Source organism: Bombilactobacillus bombi (assembly GCF_013607485.1).
In the GTDB taxonomy this organism is placed as follows: domain Bacteria; phylum Bacillota; class Bacilli; order Lactobacillales; family Lactobacillaceae; genus Bombilactobacillus; species Bombilactobacillus bombi_A.
The window spans coordinates 1-4,244 of record NZ_SCHP01000075.1; the positions used below are offsets into that span (position 1 = coordinate 1).

General features: G+C 34.8%; 9 protein-coding genes, 1 pseudogene and 1 other annotated feature. Of the genes and pseudogenes, 1 reads left to right on the forward strand and 9 read right to left on the reverse strand.

Going from position 1 to position 4,244, the window contains the following annotated elements; translation table 11 throughout:
* From EQ827_RS07945 to EQ827_RS07980, 8 genes are all read right to left on the reverse strand, one after another.
* Window positions 1-190 (reverse strand): Asp23/Gls24 family envelope stress response protein (locus tag EQ827_RS07945; RefSeq protein ID WP_181190458.1); only part of this gene is annotated, 190 nt, incomplete at its 3' end.
* 21 nt (window positions 191-211) lie between these two features.
* On the reverse strand, window positions 212-775 hold the full coding sequence (gene efp / locus EQ827_RS07950) for an elongation factor P (RefSeq protein ID WP_181190459.1): 564 nt from the start codon (window positions 773-775) through the stop codon (window positions 212-214).
* A 186-nt stretch (window positions 776-961) separates the two neighbouring features.
* Window positions 962-1,243, reverse strand: a complete 282-nt coding sequence (gene rpmA, locus EQ827_RS07955; protein WP_181190460.1) for a 50S ribosomal protein L27 — start codon at window positions 1,241-1,243, stop codon at window positions 962-964.
* A 16-nt stretch (window positions 1,244-1,259) separates the two neighbouring features.
* Window positions 1,260-1,610 (reverse strand): ribosomal-processing cysteine protease Prp, encoded by a 351-nt coding sequence (locus EQ827_RS07960; protein ID WP_181190461.1) that lies wholly within the window; start codon window positions 1,608-1,610, stop codon window positions 1,260-1,262.
* 4 nt (window positions 1,611-1,614) lie between these two features.
* Window positions 1,615-1,929 carry a 50S ribosomal protein L21 gene (gene rplU, locus EQ827_RS07965; protein ID WP_181190462.1) on the reverse strand — a complete coding sequence of 105 codons (315 nt, stop codon included), beginning with the start codon at window positions 1,927-1,929 and terminating at the stop codon, window positions 1,615-1,617.
* Between the two features lie 8 nt (window positions 1,930-1,937).
* Window positions 1,938-2,006 (reverse strand) — a sequence feature (ribosomal protein L21 leader region).
* A 54-nt stretch (window positions 2,007-2,060) separates the two neighbouring features.
* A complete protein-coding gene (locus EQ827_RS07970; protein WP_181190463.1) occupies window positions 2,061-2,297 on the reverse strand; it encodes a hypothetical protein in 237 nt (78 codons plus the stop codon).
* A 73-nt stretch (window positions 2,298-2,370) separates the two neighbouring features.
* The gene (locus EQ827_RS07975; RefSeq protein WP_181190466.1) at window positions 2,371-2,553 is read right to left on the reverse strand and encodes a hypothetical protein; all 183 of its coding nucleotides are present in this window, start codon (window positions 2,551-2,553) and stop codon (window positions 2,371-2,373) included.
* Window positions 2,546-3,220 (reverse strand): NAD(P)H-dependent oxidoreductase, encoded by a 675-nt coding sequence (locus EQ827_RS07980; protein WP_181190464.1) that lies wholly within the window; start codon window positions 3,218-3,220, stop codon window positions 2,546-2,548. Before EQ827_RS07980 ends, EQ827_RS07975 begins: the two co-directional genes overlap by 8 nt.
* 215 nt (window positions 3,221-3,435) lie before the next feature.
* Between EQ827_RS07980 and EQ827_RS07985 the strand changes: the two genes are divergently transcribed.
* A complete protein-coding gene (locus EQ827_RS07985; protein WP_181190465.1) occupies window positions 3,436-3,918 on the forward strand; it encodes a hypothetical protein in 483 nt (160 codons plus the stop codon).
* Between the two features lie 142 nt (window positions 3,919-4,060).
* Here EQ827_RS07985 and EQ827_RS07990 read toward each other — a convergent pair.
* A pseudogene (locus EQ827_RS07990) lies at window positions 4,061-4,244 on the reverse strand (hypothetical protein); the annotation flags it as partial.

Genomic DNA, 4,244 nt, shown 5'->3' on the forward strand with positions numbered 1-4,244 from the left:
CACTAACGCCCTTACTGCGTTTTTCACGTCCTAAAATTGAATCCGCTAAAGTACCGCGCATCCCATAAACTCCATCTACTTTTGAAGCGGCTATGCCTAATAAAACTTCTAAAACATCCGGTGCAATGTTAACATTTCCTAAGTTATTTTGGTTTTCAGGATCAATTATAATATATTTATTATCTGTCATCATGAAACCTCCCCACAGCAGTTATTTATTAGCGCGTGAACTATAGGTACCATCAGTAGTATTAATTATTAAAATGTCACCTTCATTTACGAAGAAGGGAACTTGCACTACTAAGCCCGTTTCCATGGTCGCTGGCTTAGATCCACCCGAGGATGTATCACCTTTAATACCAGGTTCAGTTGCTTTAACCTGTAAATTGACAACATTGGGCAGCTCAATTCCTAATGTTTCACCATCATGCATAATAATATTGACTTCCATATTTTCCGTCAAATATTTTAATGCATCTCCCATATTTTCGCGGGGTAAAGAAATTTGTTCATAGGTGGTAGTATCCATGAATACATAATTGTCGCCATCGGCATATAAGTACTGCATTTTCTTATTGTCGATTTGAGCAGGTTGAACTTTTTCAGTTGCCCGAAAAGTTTTCTCTTGAACTGCACCAGTCCGTAAATTTTTTAATTTAGACCGAACAAAAGCTCCACCTTTACCAGGTTTTACATGCTGAAATTCAATTATACGCCATAATTCATGATTAACTTCAATAGTTAGTCCATTTTTAAATTCATTTACTGAAATCATAAGAAACTCCTCAAGTCTAATATCTATACTATATCAATTTAACTCACTGAAAAGCAAGTCAGTGCCTCAAAACATTTTTTGCATAAAAGAGGCCAGGACAAAAACATCCTGGCCTCATATTTAAATTTAATTGTTAACAGATACCAAGAACTTTATTTACATCTATTCCTGAGTACAGCTGTTAAATTAATCTTCAGTCACAACTGAAACTTGCTTACGATCGCGACCTAAACGTTGAAATCTTACTACGCCAGCTTTTAAAGCAAATAATGTATCATCTTTGCCGCGACCAACATTAGCACCAGGATGAATCTTGGTACCACGTTGACGGTAAATAATCGCACCAGCATTAATGTGCTGACCATCAGCACGCTTAGCACCTAAACGCCGACCGGCAGAATCACGACCGTTAGCTGTAGAACCGCCCCCCTTATGGTGAGCGAAAAATTGCAAATTCATTTCTAACATAAGTTTTACCCCCTCTTCAAGCGGATTTTTCTAAGGTGACAATAATAAAATCACCGTAATTAGCAGCAATAGATTGAATAATTTGATAACAACTATCCATTAATGTAATTGCCGCAACTAGTTGATCATGATCGGAAATAGCCGCATAATCAACTCGACACTGTAAATAGCCGCCCTTATTGTTTTTCGTTTGTACTAAAGGCTTAACCCCTGCTACTTCTTGAAGGGAATTTACTGTACCAATAGCTAACGTTGATACAGCTGAGCACACAATATCTTGACCATAAGGACCAGAATCAGCATGCCCCATTATTTTGAAACTATCAATGTGTCCTTGACGATTACATTTAAATACTGCTTTAATCATAAAATTAATCAGCTAATTGAATCTTTTTAATAACAACTTTAGTATAAGGCTGACGATGTCCCTTTTTCTTGTGGGAATGCTTCTTAGGTTTATACTTAAAAGTAACAACCTTCTTCTCCCGACCTTGTTTTTCAACAGTGCCAGTTACAGTAGCACCTTCAATTGTTGGAGTACCAACCGTAATGGAACGACTTCCAACTAATAATACTTGATCAAAGGTCACATCTTGTCCTTCTTCAGCGGCAAGTTTTTCAACAAAAATAGGTTGATTTTCTTCTACTTTATATTGCTTGCCGCCAGTTCTGATAACTGCGTACATGTGTACACCTCCATTCTTAGACTCGCCACGCTAGGTGCTTGTGCTTAAACCTAGATCATGTGCGGTTGCAGCTGTGGTCTCACAATTACAACTGCTTAATTGTACAAAAAAACTGTGCTTACGTCAACTATTTATTTAATAAATTCATAATGAACTAAATTATGCAGATCATAAATGTTGTTATTGGTATCAGTTAAGGTACCATTTTTAGAAATTAACTGCTGTTTTAAATTTTCAATTGCTGGTTGATCATCAGCAAAAACGGGAATTCTCAGTACCCGTCCATCGGAAAAGGTTGCCTGCGCATAAATTTTTTCACGGTTCAGCTTACTCTTTTTTAACATTTGCTTCATAGTCTTTTTCTTCATTTTTACCACCTAAAATAATTTATCAATACTTTTATTTTAATTCAAAATCTACATGATAACTACTAAAATTTTTTTACCATTGTTCATGATTCCACAAATGCCCGTCAATCTCAGCCTGCAACTGCTGAATTCGATCCTGTTGTTGTTCAACAACCGTTTTTAGTCCTTGCCAAAAAGCACGCTTTTCATATTGTGGTTCAGTGTGGAGCTGTTGTTGAATTTGCTCAAGTAACCATTGATTTTTTGAATTATTCAAGAGTGTCATCCTCATCTTGTTTAATTAATTTTAAGGTTGTCTGTAAATTATCCAATTCTTGAGTTGTCTGGCGAAATGTATCTTGGATTAATTGTGTCGTCTGATTCTGAGTTAATTGTTGATGTTGAAAATAGTTTAAATACCAATCACTGCGATTCTTTAAAGAATCTAGCTTGGTTTGACTTAAATAACGTTGATAATCCATTAATAATTGTAATCGTTCTATTTCGCTCAAATAGGAGAATTGGTAAATTGCAAAAATAGGTAAAAAAATCATTTTGGCTTGTTGTGCTAAAGCTTGATAGGGGGTCAAAATTTGATCTAAATGATATCCGATTTTTCCCCCAGCCTGGAAATCTTTAGCAGGTAAACCCGTACTTACTGCCAGTCCCAATTCCTTGTCCTCCAAATTATCCAAAAACTTAGTAGACAAAACCTGAGCTAGCCATTTTGCTAAAGAAGCTGGAGAAGTATACCAATAAAGTGGAAACTGAAAGATTATCCTTTGTGAATTTAATAATAGTTGCCGCTCTTGTACCACATTATACGTCTCCAATTTATCTAAGTAGTGCCACTTGGCTTGAACTAAATGTGCGCCCTGCTGTAAAAATTGTTGCGTTGAAGAATTATCCACGTCTGGATGGGAAACGATCACTAGTGTTTGCATTTTAATCAGTCCTCTTAAAAAATTTACCTCAAATAGGCTATTAAAACAACCAAAGTTTATACTATTAACCATTTTACAGCTTGGTACAGTCAATTCCTCATATTTATCCAATGATGATTTGGCAGATGTTCGAATAATTGGTAAAGTTAAATAGTAAAAAGTAGTTTGAATTTGTTAACTTTCAAGAAGTATCCTATATTATTGGAGGAGTGATTGTGAATATATACAAAAATAAGACTACCCTTTTTACGCTGATTATGGTTGCTATGATTTTTTTGATCGCTGGCATTGTGATGTTTAAGCAATTACAAGTTACAAAACAATATCTGCTACCAGCATTTAATTCCACAAAATCAGAGGTACTAATTAGTAATAGGGTTGATAAAACAAATCAAAAACAAGAGAATGCTTTTATTGACTTTGGAAAATCAGCAGTAGAGCTTGAGGACGGAAAGAAAAATTGGGATGATTTTGACGTTAAATCAATATGGGTTAAAAAATTAGCTCATAAAGGCGAATATTTTATAGTATTTGTCGTTAAATCTGACGTAAGCTCACTATTTAAGCCGAACTTCAAAACATCCGTAAAAATGACTATCAAGCAGCCTGACATCAGAAAAGACTCAAAATATACTGTTAATTATTATAATTCTGATTTTTCAAAAATAAATGCTAAATTAAATTATAATGACGAATAAAAAACAAGATGTGTAATGACATCGACTTGATACTCTTAGTAGCTTTAACTTCAAAAGAATTAAGAAGAGCATCTGCAATTTGTATATTGCAGATTATCTAAATTAAACTATATAAGATTATTGATTAAGGCAGATTACAAGTTTAATCTGAACAAGCTCTAAAAGCTTCAATGGCAGTCCGATAATTGTGCAGTTTTAAAGGTCGATTATTAATCAGTTCAAGTGCTGCCAACACTTGATCGGCAGTTACTTGTTTAAAGTCAGTTTTCTTAGGAAAGAACCAGCGCAGTTTGAAGTGCCTCATAATTGTTAGACAAATACTAACG